This is a genomic window from Burkholderia sp. Ac-20392 (genome assembly GCF_017104585.1).
Lineage (GTDB): Bacteria > Pseudomonadota > Gammaproteobacteria > Burkholderiales > Burkholderiaceae > Burkholderia > Burkholderia lata.
In genome coordinates this window covers 1-21,227 of record NZ_JAAGPB010000103.1, presented here as the reverse complement: position 1 = coordinate 21,227, position 21,227 = coordinate 1, and the positions used below count along the sequence as shown (strand labels likewise).

Genomic DNA, 21,227 nt, shown 5'->3' with positions numbered 1-21,227 from the left:
ATCCGCCGCCTGCTCGCGCGCGGCGCCACGCTTCGCCAGCTTCCAGCCGACCACCAGCGCGAGCACGACGACCGGAATCGTCGCGATGGTCCACGTGCCGCCCGGATAATCGAACGCCATCAGCACCAGCACGCCGACGAGGAAGGCCAGCGTGAGCCACGACGTGAACGGCGCGCCGGGCATCCGGAACGACACGGCCTTCAGCTCGCCGCGATCGACCGCGCGGCGGAACAGGATCTGGCACATGACGATGAAGCCCCACGTCGTGATGATCCCGAGCGACGCCATGTTCAGCACGATCTCGAACGCCTGGGCCGGCACGATGTAGTTCAGCGGCACGCCGATCGCATTGATCGCGACCGTGATCAGGATCCCGCCGTACGGCACGCCGCGCGCATTCATCCGCGACACGAAGCGCGGCGCCGATCCGCCCATCGCGAGCGAGCGCAGCACGCGCCCGGTCGAATAGAGGCCGGAGTTCAGGCTCGACAGCGCGGCGGTCAGCACCACGACGTTCATCACGGTGCCGACGTACGGCACGCCGAGCTTGCTGAAAAACGTCACGAACGGGCTTTCGTGCGCGCTGTACGCCGTCCACGGCAGCAGCATCGTCAACAGCACGACCGAGCCGACGTAGAACAGCGCGATGCGCCACATCACGCTGTTGATAGCTTTCGGCAAGACCTTGCGCGCATCGGCGGTCTCGCCCGCCGCGACGCCGACGAGCTCGATGCTCGCGTAAGCGAACACGACGCCCTGCACGATCAGCACGGCCGGCAGGATGCCGTGCGGAAAGATCCCGCCGTGATCCGCGACGAGATGCAGCCCCGGCATCTGCCCGGCGACCGGATGGCCGCTCGCGAGAAACACGGCGCCGACCGCGAGGAACACCGCGAGCGTGCCGACCTTGACGATCGAGAACCAGAACTCCATCTCGCCGAACACCTTCACGCCGATCATGTTCATCACCGACACGATCCCGAGCGCGCCGAGCGCGAACACCCACTGCGGCACGTCCGTGAACACGGCCCAGTACTTCATGTAGATCGCGACCGCGGTGATGTCGACGATGCCGGTCGTCGCCCAGTTCAGGTAGTACATCCAGCCCGCGACGAACGACGCGCGCTCGCCCATGAACTCGCGTGCGTACGACACGAAGCTGCCGCTGGTCGGCCGGTGCATCACGAGCTCGCCGAGCGCGCGCATGATCAGGAACGCGAACACGCCGCAGACGAGATACACGAGCGCGAGCGCGGGCCCCGCATGCTGCAGGCGCCCGCCCGCACCGAGAAAGAGGCCGGTGCCGATCGCGCCGCCCATCGCGATCATCTGCACGTGCCGCGGCTTCAACTGCTTCGCATAGCCGGCTTCGTGCGACGCGAACATCGCATCGGGGTCGGCATGACGGGAATCCGCGCCGCCGGCCGGATCGGCCGGGCGCTCGCTGCTGTGGTTCATCGTGAGTCTCCGTTGTTTCTTGATGTATCGCGCCCCGCGCGGGGGGGCGCTTCGGGTGCAGCCGCTCGCAAGCCGCCGGCGTCACGCACCGGCGGCGCGCCCAACCAGCGTCAAAGCACGCGCGGCCGGATCAGCGCCTCGGGCTGCAGCGCTTCTTCGACCTGCGCATCGGTCATCCACTCGCGCTCCAGCACGACCTCGCGGATCGACTTGCCGGTCGCATGCGCCTCGGCCGCCACGGCGGTCGCGCGCTTGTAGCCGATGTACGGATTCAGCGCGGTCGCGAGCGCGACCGAGCGCTCCATCGTTTCGCGCAGCCGTTCGGGGTTCGCGGTGATCCCGCTCACGCACCGCTGCGCGAGCGTCGTGCAGGCGGCCGTGAGATGGCTGAAGCTGCGGAACAGCGCGCTGGCGATCACCGGCTCGAACGCGTTGAGCTGAAGCTGCCCGGCCTCGGCGGCGAAGGTCACGGTCAGGTCGTTGCCGAACACCTCGAACGCAACCTGGTTCACGACTTCCGGGATCACCGGATTCACCTTGCCGGGCATGATCGACGAGCCGGCCTGCACCGGCGGCAGGTTGATCTCGCCGAACCCCGCGCGCGGGCCGCTCGACAGCAGCCGCAAGTCGTTGCAGATCTTCGACAGCTTCACCGCGATCCGCTTGAGCACGCCCGACACCTGCACGAACGCGCCGCAATCCTGGGTCGCTTCGATCAGGTTCGGCGCGGTGCTCAGGTCGAGCCCGGTAATGCGCCGCAGCGCCGCGAGCGCCTTCTCCGCGTACTGCGGATGCGCGGTGATCCCCGTGCCGATCGCGGTCGCGCCGAGATTGATCTCGCGAATCAGCCAGCCGGCTTCCTGCAGCCGCGCAATGTCTTCCGTCAGCATCACCGCGTAGGTCGAGAACTCCTGGCCAAGCGTCATCGGCACCGCGTCCTGCAGCTGCGTGCGGCCGAGCTTCAGCAAGCCGGCGAATGCGTCGGCCCGCTCCGCGAACGCATCGCGCAGGCGCGCCATCGCTTCGAGCAGGTGCTCGACCGCGAAGCAGGTCGCGACGCGGATCGCGGTCGGATAAACGTCGTTGGTGCTCTGCGCGAGATTGACGTGCTCGTTCGGATGCAGGATTTCGTACTGCCCGCGCGCGTGCCCCATGATTTCGAGCGCGCGGTTGCAGATCACCTCGTTCGCGTTCATGTTGGTCGACGTGCCGGCGCCGCCCTGGATGATGTCGACGACGAACTGGTCGTGCAGGCGCCCTTCGCGGATCTCGACGCACGCGGCGGCGATCGCATCGCGGTACGGCTGCGGCAGCAGCCCGAGCTCGCAGTTCGCGTCGGCCGCGGCCTCCTTCACGGCGGCGAGCGCCATCACGAGGTACGGCAGCGACGCAATGGTGCGGCCCGAAATGTCGAAATTCTCCTTCGCGCGCAGCGTATGAACGCCGTAGTACGCGTCGTCCGGAATACTTCGCTTACCTAAAAGATCCGCTTCGACGCGGAAGCCGTTTTCTGTCATCGTGCCCTCCTGGGTGTCTCGTGCCGCTCGTCGTTCGCCGCTTGCCGACGCGACGGGTTCGCATTCTATGCCTTTGCAAAAACAAGCTCGCTTATGTATTATCGAAAGCGGTTTTGCGTGGGACGCAACAGCGAGAATCGAATGAAAAAAGGCGCGAAAGAATCCGGCATCGATCACATGGGCGCAATGCGCGCGTTCGTGAGAGTGGTCGAAACGGGGAGTTTTTCGGCGGTCGCGAAGGAGATGCACGTGTCGACGTCCACCGTCGCACGCAAGGTCACGGCGATCGAGGAGGCCCTCGGCGTCGCACTGCTGCACCGCTCGACGCACAGCGTGACGCTCACCGAAGCCGGTCATATCTACCTGGAACGCGCCGTCACGCTGATCGCCGATCTCGACGACACCTTGCGCGTCGTCGCCGAACTGAATGCGCAGCCGAGCGGCCCGCTGAAGCTCACCGCGCCAGTGGCATTCGGCCGCCGTCATCTCGCGCCGCTGGTCGCACCGTTCCTCGCGCGCTACCCGACGATCCAGCTCGACGTGCGGCTTACCGACAACCACAACGACCTCGTGGCCGGCGGCTTCGATCTCGACATTCACGAAGGCGAGAATTACCTGGACAACCTCGTCGTCCACCGCCTGTCGCGCAACGACAGCATCCTGTGCGCGACGCCCGGCTATCTCGACCGCTGCGGGCGCCCGTCCACGCCGGACGAGCTCAAGCAACACAACTGCCTGCGCTACGTGCATCCGGAAGGCGATCCGCGCTGGGATCTCGTGAACGGCGACGCGCATCACAGCCTGCTGCCGGCCGGCAACCTCGTCACCGACCATTCGGAGCTGCTGCTCGAAGCGACCTGCGCGGGGCTCGGCATCGCGGAGTTCGAAATCTGGCTGGTGCGCGACCTGCTCGCGAGCGGCCGGCTCGAAGCCGTGCTGCCGCGCTACCGGCTGCAGAACCGGCTGACGGGCGAATACATCTACATCGCGTATCTTGCGAACCGGCGCAGCTCGGCGAAGCTGCGCGTGCTGAAGGACTTTCTCGCGGAACACCTCGCGCATATCGGCGAGTTGTCGGCGCTGGAACTGACGAAGATTCGCGGCGCTTAGCGCGTAACGCACGCGCTTGCCTTCACGCTCGCGCCGGCCGACAGGCAGACGCGCGCGCACGCCGCCACGCACGGCCCGGGTCGCGGGCCGGCGGCGTCAGCGCATCCGCACCGTTCAGCCCGGCTGCAATTCGAACGGGAACGCGGCGTGCCCGATCTCGACGCCCTGCGTATTGAGCATTCGCGGCCGATGAAAGCCGGCCAGTGGCGCGCGCTGCGCGGACGTGCCGATCTGCAGCCGCTCGAGAAGTTCGCTGACGACCATGTAGAGCACGTCGAGATTGCCGTCCTCGATCTTCACCGAGATGCCGAGCGCGCCGTCGGCACCCAGCGCCCGCGTGCGCTCGGACGCCCGCACGCCGATCCCGTAGCACGCATCGGCGCCGAGCTTGCCGACCACCTGCCCGTCGAACGCGTTCATCAGCACCGTGCAATAGCGCCCTTCGCCGGCAACCAGCTCCGGATACGCGGTCATCGCACGATGAATCCGCGCCAGTGCACGCACGCGATCGCTGATTGCGCCACCGCCCGCCTCTACCGTATCCGCACCGTCGGCCAGCGATGCGTAGAGACGCGCGAGCCGGTCCAGCGAAAACGCCGGCGTCGGCAGGTTGCATCCGTCGATCGCCCAGCCCACTTCGTCGTCGCGCAGCCCGCACGCATCGGCCACCACGTGCTTCACGCGCACCTGCATCGGATGGTCGGGCAGATGGTAGTCGGCCATTGCGGCGCCGATTGCCCGCGCGCCGGCCAGCATCCCGACGTGCTTGCCCGAACAGTTGCTGCACACGCCGGTCGGCGTGTAGTCGCGCTTGATCCATGAGCGGTACACCGCATCCGACAACGGCGGATGGCCGCCGCAACGCAAGTCCGATTCGTGCGCGGCGACCTTGGCGAGCATCGCGCGCGTGCGTTCGATATGCCGGTCCTCGCTGCTGTGCGACGCGCACATCAGCGCGATGTCCGCATCGTCGAAGCCGAAGCGTTCGGGCGCGCCCGTCTCGATCACCGACAGCGCCTGCGCCGGCTTGGCTGCCGAGCGCGCCAGCGTCATCCGGAACGGATCGCCGAACCGGGCCAGCAGCCGGCCGCGTGCATCGACCACCGCCACATGGGCGACGTGCGTGTTCTCGATCGCCTCGCCTCGGTACGTGACGACTGCTGCGCGTGGGGTGTCCATCGTGTGTTGTCTCCTTGCTCGGGGCCTGCTTGCCGGGGCCCGTCCAACCGGTACGGCAGTGTATCGAGTCACCACCGCCACGCGCCGCCCGGGCGATGGAAAGCCGTGTTGCACGCGACGCAAAGGCGATCTCGCCCCCACGAAAACCTGACCGAATTCGTACAAAAACCATTCGATCGTTTACAGAATTGGTACCAATCCGTACAATTGCGGCCGCAAACGCGAATCATACGCATTTACATTGACGTTTTCCGATGCTCGGCGCTGCCCGGCCGGTATCGAGAAGACGCACCTGCTCACCGAATCTTCTGCTGCCTCTCGATATGCCCGCCCAGTTCAAGACGAGGCCTCGCGCCCTCGTGTCGGCGCTGACCTGCTCCGTTTTCCTGACGCCGCTGCTCGCCTCCGCCGAAACCGCCCCTGCTTCCGCGCCCGCCGCCGACCAGCCCGCCCCGTCCGCCGACGTGCAGGCGACGCTGCCGACGATCAACGTCCAGTCGACCGCGCCGTCGGACATGCAGGTGAAGCGTTCGCCGTCGTACAAGTTCACCGCACCGCTGCTCGACACGCCGCGCTCGGTCACGGTAATTCCCGAGCAGCTGATCAAGGAAAAGAACGTCACGTCGTTCGCGGACGCGCTGCGCTCGGTGCCGGGCATCACGTTCCTCGGCGGCGATGCGGCCGCGAACCCGTCGGCCGATCGCCCGGTGATCCGCGGCTTCGAATCGCGCAACTCGATCTTCGTCGACGGGATGCGCGACTCGGGGCTGCAGAACCGCGAAACGTTCGCGGTCGAGCAGATCAGCGTGATCAAGGGCCCCGATTCGGTCTATGCGGGCCGCGGCTCGGTGGGCGGCAGCATCGACATCGTCACGAAGACGCCGAAGAACGACAACTTCATCAACAGCAGCATCGGCTTCGGCACCGACGGCTACAAGCGCGCGACGGTCGACGCGAACCACAAGATCAACGACACGACGGCCGTGCGCCTGAACGTGATGGGTCACGACGCGAACCAGGCCGGCCGCAACGACGTGTACAACAAGCGCTGGGGTGTCGCGCCGTCGATCGTGTTCGGGCTGAACACGCCGACTACGGTCACGGTCAGCTACTACCACATGAACTCGTACGACATGCCGGACTTCAGCGTGCCGTTCCGCGCGTCGGGCGGCACGCCGGTGCCGACCGATCGCGGCCAGTTCTTCGGGCTGAACACGCGCGACTACCGCTACGGGCAGACCGACACCGCCCAGGTGCGCGTCGAGCACAAGATCAACGACGACTGGAAGCTGAAGAACACGACGATGTTCGGCCGCTCGACGCTCGATTACGTGGCGACGAACCCGCAGATCCTCGCGTCGAACCCGAACATGCTGAGCCTGCAGGCGAAGAGCGGCAAGTACGCGCTCAACGGCTTCTCGAACCAGACCGAAGTGACCGGCAGCGCGAGCCTGTTCGGCATGAAGCACACGATGACGGCCGGCGTCGAGTTCAGCCATGAGCAGGCACGCTACGAGGGCTACCTCGTGTCGGATTCGGCCGGCAACAACATCCGCTCGGGCGGCCCGTGCTCGGTGGCCGGCAACTGCACGCCGCTCGCGGGCGGCTGGAACCCGAACATGCCGTGGACCGGCAACATCGTGCTGAACGGCGACAAGGGGTTCCCCGGCCCGACGACGAACACGCGCACCGACACGGTTTCCGCGTACATCTTCGATACCGTGAAGCTGTCCGAGCGCTGGCAGTTCAACACGGGGCTGCGCTTCGACCGCTACGACACGACCGGCAAGCAGGCCGGCGTGGCCGACCTGTCGAACACGTCGAACCTGTTCAGCTACCAGTTCGGCCTCGTGTTCAAGCCGGTGAGCAACGTGAGCCTGTATGCGTCGTACGGCACGTCGTCGAACCCGCCCGGCGCGAACAGCGGCCTCGGCGGCGGCACCGACCAGATCACCGCGACGAACCAGGATCTCGCACCGGAGCGCTCGCGCAACATCGAGATCGGCGCGAAGTGGGACGTGTTGCAGGACCAACTGTCGCTGACGTCGGCGCTGTTCCAGACCGAGAAGACCAATGCGCGCGTGAGCGACGGCCTCGGTCACACGGTCAACGCGGGCAAGCAGCGCGTGCGCGGCGTCGAATTCGGCTTCGCGGGCAACCTGACGCCGAAGTGGCACGTGTTCGGCGGCTACTCGTACCTGAACGCGATCACGACCGACGCAGGCCCCGGCAGCCCGGGCGCATCGGGCCTGCCGATGGTGATGGTGCCGAAGCACAACTTCACGCTGTGGACGAGCTACGACGTGATGCCGAAGCTCACGCTCGGCGCCGGTGCGACGGTGATGAGCCAGACCTACGCATCGGTATCCGCGACGACGAAGAAATGGACGCCCGGCTACGCACGCTTCGACGCGGCCGCAACCTGGCGCGTGAACAAGACGATGGACGTGCAGCTCAACGTGCAGAACCTGTTCGACAAGAAGTATTACTCGAGCGCGTATCCGATCTACGCGACGTGGGCGCCGGGCCGTTCGGCGATGGTCACGCTCAACTTCTATCAGTAATGCCGCTGGCGGGGAAGGGCGTGGTACGCCCTTCCCCGCCGCGCTCACCACGGCAGCGAGTACGTCTTCACGTTCGTGAAGCTCTTCATCGCTTCCTGTACGCCTTCCTTGTACCCCAGCCCCGAATCCTTCACGCCGCCGAACGGCGTCACTTCAAGCCGGTAACCCGGCACTTCGCGCACGTTCACGCTGCCGACTTCCAGCTCGGTGATGAAGCGCGTGATGGCGTCGAAGCGGTTCGTGCAGACCGACGACGACAGCGCATAGTCGGTGCTGTTCGACATCCGGATCGCTTCGTCGATGTCGCGGAAACGCATGATCGGCGACACGGGGCCGAAGGTTTCGTACTTCACCAGCGGCATGTCGGGCGTCACGCGATCGATCACCGTCGGCGAATACAGCGCGCCGTTTCGCACGTTGCCGACCAGCAGCCGCGCCCCGCGTGCGATCGCGTCGTTCACCTGCTGCTCGCAGAACTTCGCGGCCGCCTCGTCAATCACCGTACCCATGTCCACCGACGGATCGGCCGGGTTGCCGTACGACCACGTGCGCGTCTTCTCGACCACCAGCTCCGTGAAACGATCGGCCACCGACTCGTGCACGAGCATCCGCTTGATCGCCGTGCAGCGCTGGCCCGAGTTTTTATACGAGCCCGACACCGCGAGCGTGCTCGCTTCGTCGAGATCGGCATCTTCCATCACGATGATCGGATCGTTGCCGCCGAGTTCGAGCACCGCACGCCGGTAGCCCATCCGCGATGCAATCGACTTGCCGATCGATACGCCGCCCGTGAACGTGATGAGGTCGATCGCCGGGTTCGTGATCAGCTCGTCGGCAATCTCCTTCGGGTCGCCGGTGAGCACTTGCAGCATCTGCGGCGGCAGGCCGGCTTCGTACAGGATGTCCGCGAACAGGTAGCACGACAGCGGCACCTTCTCCGACGGCTTCACGACGATCCGGTTGTTGGTCGCGACCGACGGCACGATCTTGTGCGCGACCTGGTTCATCGGATGGTTGAACGGCGTGATCGCGGAAATCACGCCGAGCAGCGGATCGCGCTGCGTGTACACGCGGCGCTTCTTGCCGTGCGGGGTCAGGTCGCACGAGAAGATCTGCCCGTCGTCCTTCAGCACTTCGCCGGCGCCGAACGTCAGCACGTCGGCCACGCGGCCGGCTTCGTAGGTCGAATCCTTGATGCACAGGCCGGACTCGGCCGTGATCAGCCCCGCAATCTCGGCCGTGCGCGAGCGCACGATGTCGGCCGCACGGCGCAGGATCGCCGCACGATCGTGACGCGTGAGCACAGGCCGGTATGAGCGTGCAACCGCGAACGCGCGCCGCACGTCGTCCAGCGTCGCCTTCGGCACCGTGCCGACCAGCGAGCCGTCGTACGGATTGCGCACGTCGATGACTGCGTCGCGCCACGCGCGCTGCCCGTCGATGCGCAACGCTTCGTGCCGCACGTCGGATGCGGGAATCGGCTTCAGGACCGTACTCATGTCGTCTCCGTCTTGGTGTAGCGTGATCGTGGTCACGCTTTCGATTACCGCACCACCACCAGCCCTTCGTATTCGAGGCAGCGGCACAGCGTCGCCCATGCCGGCGTATCGGGCCACTCACGCGCGCGGGCATCGATGCGGATCGGCCGGCCGAATTCGCGCGACGCGCACGCCAGCAGCGTGTGCGCGATGCCGCTGCGCCGATACGCGGGTTCGACGAACAGCCGCGTGAGCGCCGGCGATCGCACGGCACCACCACCGCCACCGTCGTCGATGCCGAGTTCACCGATCGCCTCGTCGTCGCGATACGCGATCGCCGTCGCCCGTGCGTCGTCGAACACGATGCGGATCACGCGCTCGCAGCGATCCCTGAACACGACGACATGCATGGCGCCCCTCTCCGTTGCATCACGCTGCAGGCGAACGCGATGCGCGCACGCCTCCCTGCGCCCGCGAACCGGGGACTTATCCGGATCGTCCAGGGGCGACGGTTTGAGTATCGTCTTGCCACGTCGGCGCGCAGTAGTGCCAGACGACACATTTCATTGAGTCCACATCCGCGGCGCGACGCGCGTATTCTCGCGACACCGCGCCCCTCGCGGGCCGCGCGCACACCACGCGCACCGCCTCGCGTTTCCCGTACCGATCACAGGAGGAAGCATGCCGAGTCGTACCCCGACCGCCTTATGGGCCCAGCAGTTCCGGCGGTCGTCGGCGTCGAGCCTGCAGGACCAGATCCGGCGGATGCTCGTGGCCGCGATCCTCGACGGCCAGCTCGCGCCCGATGCCGCGCTGCCGTCGAGCCGCGAGCTCGCCGACCAGCTCGGCGTCGCGCGCAACACCGTCGTGCTCGCGTACCAGATGCTCGTCGAAGAGGGCTACCTGATCTCGCGCGAACGCAGCGGGCACTTCGTGAACCCGAAGATGCTCGAGGGCCTGCCCGGCTTCGCGGCCGCCAAGCCCGCCGCGCAGCCGGGCGGCGGCGACGAAACGCCGGGCCGGCCCGCCTGGGACAAGCGCATCGCGCATCCGCCGTCGAGGCAGCGCAACATCGTGAAGCCCGCGAACTGGCAGCACTACGAATTTCCGTTCATCTACGGGCAATTCGACCAGTCGCTGTTTCCGACCAACGACTGGCGCGAATGCTGCCTGAAGGCGCTGTCGGTGATGGAGATCCGCAACTGGGCGCCCGACCTGATCGAACGCGACGACGAATCGCTGATCCAGCAGATCCGCACGCGCGTGCTGCCGCGGCGCGGCGTGTTCGCGATGCCCGACGAGATCGTCGTCACGAACGGCTGCCAGCAGGCGCTGTACCTGATCGCGGACCTGCTGTGCGGCAAGCACACGACGGTCGGCTTCGAGAACCCCGGCTATCCGGACGCGCGCAACATCTTCGAGAACCGCAACGCACGGCTCTTGCCGCTGCCCGTCGACGGTCACGGGATCGCACCCGCCACGCTCGGCGATACGCTCTCGCGCTGCGATTACGTGTACGTGACGCCGAGCCACCAGTGCCCGACCACCGCGACGATGCCGGTCGAGCGGCGCCGCGCGCTGCTCGATTGCGCGCAGCAACACGATTTCGTGATCATCGAGGACGACTACGAGAGCGAGAACACGTTCTCCGGCACGCCGCATCCGGCCTTGAAAAGCCTCGACACGGCCGACCGCGTGATCTACGTCGGCAGCCTGTCGAAGACGTTCGCGCCGGGCCTGCGGCTCGGTTACGTGGTCGGGCCGCGCGAGTTGATCCGCGAGCTGCGTGCGCTGCGGCGGCTGATGGTGCGCCACCCGGTTGCGTACATCCAGCGCGCGTTCGCGACCTTTCTCGCGCTCGGCCATCACGACGCATTGCTGCGCCGGCTCGCGCATGCGTACAGCGAGCGCTCGCAGGCGCTGATGGCCGCGCTCGACGCGCATTTGCCGGAAGCGCGCTACGTGCAGGTGACGGGTGGCGCGTCGTGCTGGGTCGAAGGCCCGCCGTGGCTCGACGCGACGCGCCTCGCCGCCGACGCGCAGGAAGCCGGCATCCTGATCGAGCCGGGCAGCGTGTTCTTCATGAACGATGAAGGCGACGCGCGACGCTGCTTCCGGATGGGCTTCTCCGCGATCCCGCTCGAGCGGATCGAGCCGGGTGTGCGGGCGCTCGCGCAATGCGTGCGCACGCAACGTCCGGGGGCCTGACCGCACGCGAAAAAGGCGTCGTGCGCCGGCGCTGCGCAGTCGCCCGGAAGCACGAACGTCGCGTATGTTGCGGCCGTAAAACCCGTTTCGACGATAGGCCGTGTTCACCCTGCGGGGTGGCTCACGGCCGCGCGCTTGCGGATCATCTTTTCGGGTATCGGTGAACGGCAGGCGTGAATGCATGACGCATCGATTCGACCGGCAGATCATTTTCCGCGGCTTCATCGGACACCGCTTGCGGCGCTCGTGCCTGCACACCGCTTCACTGCGACTTCAATGCACGATCGCCGGGATTCTTTTCGTTTCGATTCGTTTAGTAAATCCAATAAAAACATTACAACTCTCCAAATCCGGTTGACAACGGATTCGTCCAAATCCTAGTGTTACGACGCTGAAAGACGGCAACCCGCGACGACGAAGCAACGATTCGATCGATTGGATTGCCAAAGAAAAAAATGCATGGATAACCGGAGGGGGCGATCATGATTCGATTCACGACGCTCGCGGCAATCCTGGCCGCGACGTATGCGTTGAGCGGGTGCGGAGGCGGTGACGGCAGCGACGGAACCGCGGCGTCGGTATTGGCGGCACGCCCGTCGGAAGCCGTGGCCGATACGACGAATCTCGACGACAACCGCAACCTGTCGTTGACGCAGTACGTCGATCCGCTGATCGGCACGCTCGCGAGCAATTCGCCGAACCCGGTGCCGGCGGGACAGGCCGGCAGCGTCGAACCGGCCGCCGGCCTGCCGTCGGGCATGGTGCAGTGGGCGCCCGACACCAACACCACGCCCGCGCCGAACAGCAGCCAGGAGCCGAACTCGCCCGCCGGCTACTACTACGACATCCACTCGATCCAGGGTTTCAGCCTGACGCACATGCCGGGCGCCGGCTGCAGCGGTAACAACGGCGAATTCCCGGTCATGCCGACCACCGACCCGACGCAGCTCGCACCGACATTCAGTCATGCGAATGAAATAGCCAAGCCGGGCTACTATTCCGTGCTGCTCGACTCGCAGATCAAGGTGGAGCTGACCGCCACCCTGCGCACCGGCTTCGGCCAGTTCGCGTACCCGGCCGGCAAGCCTGCCCTGCTGGTGCTCGACGCAACCCGCACCAACACCAGGACCTCGACCACCGGCGCCATTACGCAGGTTTCCGACAGCGCCATCTCCGGCAGCACGATCGGCGGCGGCTTCTGCGGCAACTCGGTGCCGGTACCCGTCTACTTCTACGCCGCCTTCGACCAGGCGTTCACGTCGGCCTCGATTTCGCACGGTGTGGCCCAGCTTGGTTTCCGCTCCGGCCAGACGGTCAGGATGAAGATCGGCCTCTCCTACGTCAGCGTCGCCAACGCGAAAGCCAACCTCGACGCGGAAAATCGCGGCTGGGACTTCGCGGGCGTACGCACGCAGGCCGACCGCATCTGGAACGACCGCCTTAACGGCATCCGCGTGGCGGGCGGCACGCTCGACGCGAAGAAGAAGTTCTACACGGCGCTGTATCACGCGCTATGGGCGCCCAGCATCTTCAGCGACGTGAACGGCCAGTACATCGGCTTCGACAATACCGTGCATCAGGTCGCCAAGGGCCAGCAAGCGCAGTATTCGTCGTTCTCGGGCTGGGACATCTACCGTTCGCTGATCCAGCTGAAGTCGATCCTCAACCCGTCCGAGACCAGCGACATGATCCAGTCGCTGATCAACGACGCGGATCAATGCGGCGCGATTCCGCACTGGGTCAACGACAACGTCGAGGATGGCGTGATGCCGGGCGACGCCGGTTCGCTGATCGTCTCGAATGCCTATGCGTTCGGCGCGCGGCGCTTCGATACGCAATCCGCGCTGCAGCACATGGTGAAGATGGCGAACATCCCCGGCACGGCCTGCAACAACGTGACTACCAACGGCGGTCGCGCGAGCTACCTGCAGACCGGCTACATCACCAACGGCGAGTGGGGACAGGCTTCGTCCACGCTCGAATACACGAGCAGCGATTTTGCGATCTCGCGCTTCGCCGGGGCACTCGGCGATGCCGCCACGCAGCGCATGCTGCTGAGCCGCTCGGCCTACTGGCAGAACCTGCTCGACACCGCGCTGACGCCGCCGCTGATCGCGGCGCGCCAGTCGAACGGCGCGTGGATTCCCGAGACGCCGAGCAGCGGCGACAACTACGTGGAAGGCAATGCCGAACAGTACACGTGGATGGTGCCGTACAACGGCGCCGGCCTGTTCGCGCAGCTCGGTGGCAATGCGGCGGTGACGTCACGGCTCGACCAGTTCTTCACGGTGCTCAATGCCGGCCTGAGCCTCCCCAACTTCTACATGGGCAACGAGCCGACCTTCGAGGTGCCCTGGCTCTACAACTGGGCCGGGCAGCCGTCGGGCTCGCAGCGCGTGGTGCAGCAGATCCTGGGCAGCGCGTTCGGCACCGGCCCCGACGGCTTGCCGGGCAACGACGACCTCGGCGCCGTGTCGGGCTGGTATGTCTGGGGCGCGCTGGGCCTGTATCCGCAGATCCCGGGCGTGGCGGGCCTGGCGATCGGCAGTCCGCAGTTCCCGCAGATCGACGTACGGCTCGGCAACGGCCGCACGTGGCGGATTCGCGCCGACGGTGCGCCCGCGTCCAGCTATGTGCAGTCGCTGTCGATCAACGGCCGCGCCCACGATGTGCCGTGGGTCGCCTACGACGACATCGCAAACGGCGCGACGCTGCACTTCGCGATGGGCAGCGCGCCGTCGCAATGGGGCAGCCGGAAGCAGCCGCCGTCGTTCGGCGTGCCGGTGGCGATCAACGCGGCTGACAGCTACAACAATCGCGGCTTCAGCGCGGACGGTGCGACCAATACCGACGGCCAGGGCGCGGACTTCGACGGCAGCCTGTTCAGCTACTCGCTGAATGCGCTGGCAGCGGCGGGCGTGCAGCCCGGCAAGCCGTTCGCGGTGGCCGGCGCCAACGTGGCGGTGGCGGGCGGGCCGCTGTCGCTCGACAACACCGTGACCGTCGGCCAGACCGTGATGCTGCCGCCGGGATCGGCCGGCACCGGCGTGGTGGTGCTCGGCTCGTCCAACAACGGCCCGAGCAGCGGCACCGCGCAGCTGAATTTCGCGGACGGCTCGAGCCAGGCTGTCACGCTGGCGTTCGACGACTGGACGCTGAACGGCGGCAGCGCGCACGCCAGCGCGGCGATCGCCGTCACGATGGCTTACCGCAACTCGGGCAGCGGCCAGCAGGACAACGTCAAGACCTACATCTTCGCGCAGAAGATCTCGGTGCCGCCCGGCAAGGTGGTGACGAGCATCGTGCTGCCGCGCCAGGTGAGCGCCGGCAAGATGCACGTGTTCGGCATCGGGATGACGGCGTCCTGACGGCCGCATGACCGGCGGGGATGCATCGGGCCTTCCGATGCATCCCCTCGCCGGCCGGCACCGCCGCCGCGCGATCCGCGACTCATCGCGCCACTGCAACGGTTTCGCGTTACGCCCCTGCGGCAGATCATTTTGCTCCTCGCTCCGCGTCGATGATTGCTGTCGATGCGCGTCAACGAACCCGCCGCCGGGAACCCACGGGGCGCCGGTAGACAGGCGCGCCGGCCCGGCTGCTCCCCCTGGCCCAAGCGAAACCTCCCGACTGGCGCTACCGCCAAAAACGAGCGCTCACTAACGTGTCGATACCGCGTGCCGCATGCGCGCCAGCGCCTTGCGCACCGCCCACCATTCGACAGGAGACACGTTATGGCAGATACGCTCACCGGCCCCGTCACGGCCGCCACGCTCGCGGCATTTTCCGACGCATTCAACCGGCACGACGCCAATGCGTTGATGGGCTTCATGACCGAGGACTGCGTATTCGACGCGGCCGGCGGCCCCGACATCCACGGCACGCGCTTCGTCGGCCGCGACGCGGTACGCGCGGCGTTCGAAGCCGTGTTCAAGACCTTCCCCGATGCGCATTGGGGTCGCGGCCGCCATTACGTCGTCGGCGAACGCGGCGTCTCCGAATGGGTGTTCACGGGCACGCACGCCGAAGGCTGGCGCATCGAGGCCGAAGGCTGCGACCTGTTCGAATTCCGCGACGGACTGATCGCCGTCAAGCGCGCGTTCCGCAAGGAACGGCCGAAACAGCCGGCCTGAGCGCACCGCCCGGGCCACCGTGCCCCACGCGCATTTTGAAACGAATCATTTCATTTCATTCCACATTTCCCGGCAGCGGGCGGAATGACTTGACCGGCCTTACTCAGCAAATAGCATCTGGAACAAGACGTTCCGTTAATTGAACAATCGGAGACAACCCATGAGCGAACAATCCACTTCCCTGCGTGCATCGGCTAGCGGTCCGCAGGACATGACGCCGTCCGAAGCCTTCGTCGAGACCCTCGCGGCCAACGGCGTGACCGACATGTTCGGCATCATGGGCTCCGCGTTCATGGATGCGATGGACATCTTCGCGCCGGCCGGCATCCGCCTGATCCCGGTCGTGCACGAACAGGGGGCGGGCCACATGGCCGACGGCTATGCACGCGTGTCGGGCCGCCACGGCGTCGTGATCGGCCAGAACGGCCCCGGCATCAGCAACTGCGTGACGGCCATCGCGGCCGCGTACTGGGCGCACAGCCCGGTCGTGATCGTCACGCCGGAAGCCGGCACGATGGGCATCGGCCTCGGCGGTTTCCAGGAAGCGAACCAGTTGCCGATGTTCCAGGAATTCACGAAATACCAGGGCCACGTCACGCACCCGGCGCGGATGGCCGAATTCACCGCGCGCTGCTTCGACCGCGCGCAGGCCGAGATGGGCCCGACGCAGCTGAACATCCCGCGTGACTACTTCTACGGCAAGGTCAAGGTCGAGATTCCGCAACCGCGCCGGCTCGATCGCGGCGCCGGCGGCGAACAGAGCCTGGACGATGCGGCCGCACTGATCGCGCAGGCGAAGTTCCCGGTGATCATTTCGGGCGGCGGCGTCGTGATGGCCGACGCGATCGAGGAATGCAAGGCGCTCGCCGAACGGCTCGGCGCACCGGTCGTCAACAGCTACCTGCACAACGACTCGTTCCCGGCGAACCACCCGCTGTGGTGCGGCCCGCTCGGCTACCAGGGCTCGAAGGCGGCGATGAAGCTGCTGTCGCGCGCGGACGTCGTGATCGCGCTCGGCTCGCGCCTCGGGCCGTTCGGCACGCTGCCGCAGCACGGGATGGACTACTGGCCGAAGGACGCGAAGATCATCCAGATCGACGCGGACCACAAGATGCTCGGCCTCGTGAAGAAGATCTCGGTCGGCATCTGCGGCGACGCGAAGGCCGCGGCGGTCGCGCTCACGCAACGCCTCGACGGCCGCACGCTCGCGTGCGACGGCTCGCGCGGCGAGCGCGCCGACCAGATCGCGACCGAGAAGGCCGCATGGGAAAAGGAACTCGACGACTGGACGCACGAGCGCGACGCGTACAGCCTCGACATGATCGAGGAACAGAAGCACGAGAAGCCGTTCAGCGGCGGCCAGTACCTGCATCCGCGCCAGGTGCTGCGCGAGCTCGAGAAGGCGATGCCCGAGGACGTGATGGTGTCGACCGACATCGGCAACATCAACTCGGTCGCGAACAGCTACCTGCGCTTCAACAAGCCGCGCAGCTTCTTCGCGGCGATGAGCTGGGGCAACTGCGGCTATGCGTTCCCGACGATCATCGGCGCGAAGGTCGCCGCCCCGCACCGCCCGGCCGTGTCGTATGCGGGTGACGGCGCGTGGGGCATGAGCCTGATGGAAACGATGACCTGCGTGCGCCACAACATCCCGGTGACGGCCGTCGTGTTCCACAACCGTCAATGGGGCGCGGAGAAGAAGAACCAGGTCGACTTCTACAACCGCCGCTTCGTCGCCGGTGAACTCGACAACCAGAGCTTCGCGGCGATCGCGCGTGCAATGGGTGCCGAAGGGATCACGGTCGACCGCCTCGAAGATGTGGGCCCGGCACTCAAGCGTGCGATCGACATGCAGATGAACGAAGGCAAGACGACGATCATCGAGATCATGTGCACGCGCGAACTCGGCGATCCGTTCCGTCGCGATGCGCTGTCGAAGCCGGTCCGCATGCTCGACAAGTACAAGGACTACGTATGACGCCGCGTCACTGACGCAACCCGTTGCCGGTCGCGCGCCCCTCTCGCGCGGCCGGCCCTCCGGCCGGACGCCGTGCCCCGTGCGGGCCGCCGCATCCGGCCGTTTTTTCTTTTTCTACCCGAGCGAACGATGAAAGCCCTCGACCGCATTCTCGACTCCGCGCGCCGCCAGCCGATGCGCATCGCGCTGTGCGAAGCCGACGATCCGCGCGTGCTGCAGGCCGCCGCGCGCGCGACGCGCGACGGCATCGCCCGCATCGTGCTCGTCGGCAACCGCGCGGCCATTCACGCCGCGGCCGCGCGCGACGCGATCGATCTCGACGGCATGACGCTCGTCGATCCGGCCACCGCCACGCAACGCGATGCCTATGCCGACACGCTGCATGCGCTGCGCAAGGGCAAGGGCATGACGGCCGACGCCGCGCGCGACGCGGTGCTCGACCCGCTCTGCCACGCGAACCTGATGGTGCGGCTCGGCGATGCGGACGGCTCGGTCGCGGGCGCCGTGCATGCGACGGCCGACGTCGTGCGGGCGGCAATCCAGCTGATCGGCGTCGATCCGGCGTTCCGGATCGTGTCGAGCTTCTTCCTGATGATGCTGTGCGAACCGTTCCACACGATCAAGGGCGGGCTGATCTTCTCCGACTGCGCGCTGGTCGTCGATCCGGACGCCAATCAACTCGCCGAGATCGCGATGGCCGCCGCCGACAGCGCGCACGCACTGCTCGGCGAGGAGCCGCGCGTCGCGATGCTGTCGTTCTCGACGAGCGGCAGCGCGCATCACGCGGCGGTCGACAAGGTGACGGCCGCGACCGCGCACGTGCGCGAACTGCGCCCCACCCTCGCGATCGACGGCGACGTGCAGCTCGATGCGGCGATCGTCGCGGAAATCGCCGAGCGCAAGATCGCACATTCGCAGGTGGGCGGCCACGCGAACGTGCTCGTGTTCCCGAGCCTCGAAGCCGGCAACATCGGCTACAAGCTCGCCGAGCGGATCGGTCGCGCGAAGGCCGTCGGCCCGCTGCTGCAAGGCTTGCGCCGCCCCGCGAACGACCTGTCGCGCGGCTGCAGCGCCGACGACGTCTATCACGTGATCGCGGCGACCACCGTGCAGGCGCAGGCGGCCGCGCAGCGCGCCGCAACCGGCGAGGCTGCGCACGCATGACAGCCGACAAACTGGCGATCCTGATCGCGGTGATCGGCGCCGGCAGCTATTTCCAGACCGTCACCGGCTTCGGACTCGGGATGATCGTGATGGGCGCGACGAGCGGCTTCGGGCTCGCGCCGCTCGCCACCGTCGCCACGCTGATGAGCGTCGTATCGCTCGCGAACGGCGCGACCGCGTTGCCCGGCCGGCTGCATCACATCGACTGGCGCGCGGTCGGCGCGGCGACGCTCGGCATCCTGCCGTCGGTCGTCGCGGGCGTGCTGCTGCTCGAATGCCTGAGCCGGTCCGCGGCCGACCTGCTGCAACTGATCCTCGGCGCGGTCGTGCTGTACGGCGGCCTGAGCGCGGCGCTGCGCCCGGCGCCGCTCACCGAGCGCTCGGACAACCGCAGCTTCTTCGTCAGCGGCCTGTTTGGCGGGTTGCTGAGCGGGATGTTCGGCGTATCGGGGCCGCCGCTGATCTTCCAGTTCTACCGGCAGCCGCTGACGCTCGTGCAGATCCGCTGCGCGCTGATCGTGCTGTTCACGACGACCTCGGCCACGCGTGTGCTGTACAGCGCATGTGAGGGCCAGCTCGATCGCGACATCTGGCTGCTGGCCGCGATCGCGACGCCGGTCGTGATGCTGACGACGGTAGCCGCGCGCCACTACCCGCCGCCGCTGTCGCCGGTCGCGTTGCGCCGGCTGGCGTTCGGCGTGCTGATGGCGATCGGCATCGGGCTGATCGCAACGTCGCTGCCGCCGCTGCTGCATCGCGCTTGACGTCGCTCGGCGTGCGCCGCGTCGAACCGCCGGGTTCCCGGCAATCGATTCGAACTCGACGCGTACACGTCCGCTGCGCTCGCGTCAAATGCAGTCGCCCGCTTCACCGCCGCGCGCCGATCCATCCGGCGATTTCGACGAGCCGCTTCATGTCGGGCGCCGATGCAAGATCGATCGCCAGCCGGTGCCGGTAATACGGGCCGAGATCGAGCCCGACGCCGAGCCCGAGGACTTCGACGCGGCCGGCCGCCTCCTGGCGGGCAACCACCTGCTTCAGATGGTTGTCGAGATAGAACGGATCATTCGCGAGCGCCGTCGCGCCGTCCATCGGGCTGCCGTCCGAGATCACGACGAGGATCTTGCGCGCCTCCGGCCGCGCCGCGAGCCGCGCGCACGCCCATTCGACCGCTTCGCCGTCGACGCCTTCGCGGAACAGATCGGCCTTGAACAGCGCGGCAATGCCCGTACGCGCGTGTCGCCAGCGGGTATCCGCGTCCTTGAACACCAGATGGCCGGTTTCGTTGAGCCGGCCCGGATGGCGCGGCTTGCCGCGCGCGAGCCAGTCCTGCCGTGCGCGGCCGCCGTTCCAGGCCAGCGTCGTGAAGCCGAGCACTTCGGTTGCAAGACCGGCGGCATCGCCCGCACGGGCCAGCGTGTCGACCATCAGCGCGACACCGTCGATCCACGTCTTCATCGACCCCGAACAGTCGATCATGAACGCGAGCGCGCAGTCGGCGTGCGGCCGCACGCGTTCGAGCCGGAACAGCCGCCGTTCGGCCGGCGAGCTGACCAGTTGCGCGAGCCGGCGGCCATCGAGGCGGCCGTGCTCCTCGCCGAACGACCAGCCGTCGGCCTGCGGCACGACCAGCGCCGCGCGCAGCACACGTGCAAGCCGCGTGACGTTGATCCGCTGTGCGGCGACCTGACCGTCGAGCCGGTCGCGATACTCGCGCAACAGTGCCGCGCGGATCTGCACAGCCGGCCGGAGCTCGCGATCGTAGCGCGTCGTATATGCGCGGTAGACGGCGTCGCCGCCCTGCAGCACGACGCTGTCACCCGTCTCTACCAGTGCCGGCAGGTCGATGCCCGTCTCGTCGAAATCGACCCACAGCGAGAAATTCGTCAGTGCATCGTCCTGCTCGCGGGCATCTTCCGTCTCGGTTTCGACGACGGCCGCGCGCGCGTCGCGGATCATCGACGCAATGCGCTTCGCAAGCGCCAGCGCATGTTCCGCGAATGCGCGCTGATCGCGCCGGCACCGCTTGAGCCCCGCGAGCTGCACGCCGATCTCGGGCACGATCGCCGCGCGCGACGCTTCGATCAGGTCTTCCGTCTCCTCGAGCACCGGCCAGCCCGTCAGACGCGACCATGCGATCTGCGCGACCGTGTACACGAGGATCCCGACATGCGTGTCGGCCTGCCCCGACCGGTGGAACGCGCGCGACCAGGTTTCGAAACGATGGCGCAGGTTCTGCACGACACCGCGCATGGCCGGCGGTGCCAGCGATTCGCAGCGCAACTGCTCGAGCATTTCGAACAGCACGCGCTCGACCGGATCGTCGCCGCACAGCGCGCGATGCAGGGCCGCATCCGAATGCAGGATGCGCAGCGCGGCGCCGTCGGCCGCGCCGCGCCACGACGCGAGATCGTCGTCGGCGGCCTGGGCGCGCAGGA

The 21,227-nt window shown here is 67.1% G+C and carries 14 protein-coding genes; 8 read left to right on the top strand and 6 right to left on the bottom strand.

Translation table 11 applies throughout. The features are described from left to right. A partial coding sequence (locus G3N99_RS14550; protein ID WP_206122726.1) for an amino acid permease occupies positions 1 to 1,458 on the bottom strand: 1,458 nt, incomplete at its 3' end. A gap of 110 nt (positions 1,459 to 1,568) precedes the next feature. Beyond that, complete coding sequence (locus tag G3N99_RS14545; RefSeq protein ID WP_174941724.1) at positions 1,569 to 2,975, bottom strand: aspartate ammonia-lyase; 1,407 nt, start codon at positions 2,973 to 2,975, stop codon at positions 1,569 to 1,571. A gap of 141 nt (positions 2,976 to 3,116) precedes the next feature. Here G3N99_RS14545 and G3N99_RS14540 point away from each other — a divergent pair, with 141 nt between their 5' ends. Then, positions 3,117 to 4,085, top strand: a complete 969-nt coding sequence (locus G3N99_RS14540; protein WP_174935961.1) for a LysR family transcriptional regulator — start codon at positions 3,117 to 3,119, stop codon at positions 4,083 to 4,085. Between the two features lie 114 nt (positions 4,086 to 4,199). Here the strand turns inward: G3N99_RS14540 and G3N99_RS14535 are convergent, their stop codons facing one another. Beyond that, positions 4,200 to 5,264 carry an asparaginase gene (locus tag G3N99_RS14535; RefSeq protein ID WP_206122725.1) on the bottom strand — a complete coding sequence of 355 codons (1,065 nt, stop codon included), beginning with the start codon at positions 5,262 to 5,264 and terminating at the stop codon, positions 4,200 to 4,202. 323 nt (positions 5,265 to 5,587) lie between these two features. On the opposite strand from G3N99_RS14535, the gene G3N99_RS14530 reads away from it, so the two are divergent. Continuing rightward, the gene (locus G3N99_RS14530; protein WP_206122724.1) at positions 5,588 to 7,828 is read left to right on the top strand and encodes a TonB-dependent receptor; all 2,241 of its coding nucleotides are present in this window, start codon (positions 5,588 to 5,590) and stop codon (positions 7,826 to 7,828) included. A 44-nt stretch (positions 7,829 to 7,872) separates the two neighbouring features. On the opposite strand, the gene phnY is transcribed toward G3N99_RS14530, so the two are convergent. After that, positions 7,873 to 9,327: a phosphonoacetaldehyde dehydrogenase gene (gene phnY, locus G3N99_RS14525; RefSeq protein WP_206122723.1), complete on the bottom strand. Its 1,455-nt coding sequence runs from the start codon at positions 9,325 to 9,327 to the stop codon at positions 7,873 to 7,875. Between the two features lie 44 nt (positions 9,328 to 9,371). Continuing rightward, positions 9,372 to 9,716 (bottom strand): GNAT family N-acetyltransferase, encoded by a 345-nt coding sequence (locus tag G3N99_RS14520; RefSeq protein WP_174941716.1) that lies wholly within the window; start codon positions 9,714 to 9,716, stop codon positions 9,372 to 9,374. Positions 9,717 to 9,987: 271 nt separating this feature from the next. Between G3N99_RS14520 and G3N99_RS14515 the strand changes: the two genes are divergently transcribed. From G3N99_RS14515 to G3N99_RS14490, 6 genes are all read left to right on the top strand, one after another. Then, positions 9,988 to 11,514: a PLP-dependent aminotransferase family protein gene (locus tag G3N99_RS14515; RefSeq protein WP_174930438.1), complete on the top strand. Its 1,527-nt coding sequence runs from the start codon at positions 9,988 to 9,990 to the stop codon at positions 11,512 to 11,514. A gap of 482 nt (positions 11,515 to 11,996) precedes the next feature. Further along, positions 11,997 to 14,882: a GH92 family glycosyl hydrolase gene (locus G3N99_RS14510; RefSeq protein WP_206122722.1), complete on the top strand. Its 2,886-nt coding sequence runs from the start codon at positions 11,997 to 11,999 to the stop codon at positions 14,880 to 14,882. A gap of 366 nt (positions 14,883 to 15,248) precedes the next feature. Beyond that, complete coding sequence (locus G3N99_RS14505) at positions 15,249 to 15,647, top strand: nuclear transport factor 2 family protein (protein WP_174935974.1); 399 nt, start codon at positions 15,249 to 15,251, stop codon at positions 15,645 to 15,647. A gap of 160 nt (positions 15,648 to 15,807) precedes the next feature. After that, positions 15,808 to 17,625, top strand: coding sequence for a sulfoacetaldehyde acetyltransferase (gene xsc / locus G3N99_RS14500; protein WP_174935976.1), 1,818 nt, complete (start codon positions 15,808 to 15,810; stop codon positions 17,623 to 17,625). Positions 17,626 to 17,754: 129 nt separating this feature from the next. Then, positions 17,755 to 18,789, top strand: a complete 1,035-nt coding sequence (gene pta, locus G3N99_RS14495) for a phosphate acetyltransferase (RefSeq protein ID WP_174935978.1) — start codon at positions 17,755 to 17,757, stop codon at positions 18,787 to 18,789. Next, a complete protein-coding gene (locus G3N99_RS14490; RefSeq protein WP_011355592.1) occupies positions 18,786 to 19,553 on the top strand; it encodes a sulfite exporter TauE/SafE family protein in 768 nt (255 codons plus the stop codon). Before pta ends, G3N99_RS14490 begins: the two co-directional genes overlap by 4 nt. Positions 19,554 to 19,656: 103 nt before the next feature. Here the strand turns inward: G3N99_RS14490 and G3N99_RS14485 are convergent. Then, positions 19,657 to 21,227: cobalt chelatase (locus G3N99_RS14485; RefSeq protein ID WP_206122721.1), on the bottom strand; the 1,571-nt coding region annotated here is incomplete at its 5' end.

Coding starts and splice junctions, on each gene's coding strand:
- G3N99_RS14545 (WP_174941724.1), bottom strand. CDS start 2,975: ATGACAGAAAACGGCTTCCGCGTCGAAGCGGATCTTTTAGGTAAGCGA.
- G3N99_RS14540 (WP_174935961.1), top strand. CDS start 3,117: ATGAAAAAAGGCGCGAAAGAATCCGGCATCGATCACATGGGCGCAATG.
- G3N99_RS14535 (WP_206122725.1), bottom strand. CDS start 5,264: ATGGACACCCCACGCGCAGCAGTCGTCACGTACCGAGGCGAGGCGATC.
- G3N99_RS14530 (WP_206122724.1), top strand. CDS start 5,588: ATGCCCGCCCAGTTCAAGACGAGGCCTCGCGCCCTCGTGTCGGCGCTG.
- phnY (WP_206122723.1), bottom strand. CDS start 9,327: ATGAGTACGGTCCTGAAGCCGATTCCCGCATCCGACGTGCGGCACGAA.
- G3N99_RS14520 (WP_174941716.1), bottom strand. CDS start 9,716: ATGCATGTCGTCGTGTTCAGGGATCGCTGCGAGCGCGTGATCCGCATC.
- G3N99_RS14515 (WP_174930438.1), top strand. CDS start 9,988: ATGCCGAGTCGTACCCCGACCGCCTTATGGGCCCAGCAGTTCCGGCGG.
- G3N99_RS14510 (WP_206122722.1), top strand. CDS start 11,997: ATGATTCGATTCACGACGCTCGCGGCAATCCTGGCCGCGACGTATGCG.
- G3N99_RS14505 (WP_174935974.1), top strand. CDS start 15,249: ATGGCAGATACGCTCACCGGCCCCGTCACGGCCGCCACGCTCGCGGCA.
- xsc (WP_174935976.1), top strand. CDS start 15,808: ATGAGCGAACAATCCACTTCCCTGCGTGCATCGGCTAGCGGTCCGCAG.
- pta (WP_174935978.1), top strand. CDS start 17,755: ATGAAAGCCCTCGACCGCATTCTCGACTCCGCGCGCCGCCAGCCGATG.
- G3N99_RS14490 (WP_011355592.1), top strand. CDS start 18,786: ATGACAGCCGACAAACTGGCGATCCTGATCGCGGTGATCGGCGCCGGC.